Below are 290 nucleotides of genomic sequence, written 5' to 3'. Positions count from 1 at the left end.
AACGAGCCTACAAAAATTTCTTCCGGGATAAATCCATTGGATTTCCAAAATTCAAATCCAAACACCGTTCAAAAGCGAGTTATACCACCAACAATCAAGGGGGAAATATCCGAATTGAAGATGGTAAAATCAAACTGCCTAAAATCGGATGTGTAACGCTTGTCCAGCATCGTACTTTTCAAGGCAAGATTAAATCATGTACGATATCAATGAATAAATCGGGAAAATATTTTATATCCATTCTTGTGGAATCAGCGGACGAAACGCCCCAATTAGTTGAACGGAAGATC

The 290-nt window shown here is 37.9% G+C and carries 1 pseudogene; it reads left to right on the top strand.

The features are described 5' to 3' along the window. A pseudogene (locus tag ACYQ4S_RS12600) lies at positions 1 to 290 on the top strand (RNA-guided endonuclease TnpB family protein); the annotation flags it as partial.

This window comes from Alkalibacterium sp. s-m-28 (genome assembly GCF_054658175.1).
Note: the sequence above shows the minus strand (reverse complement) of the source record. Positions and strands in the feature narration are given on the sequence as shown.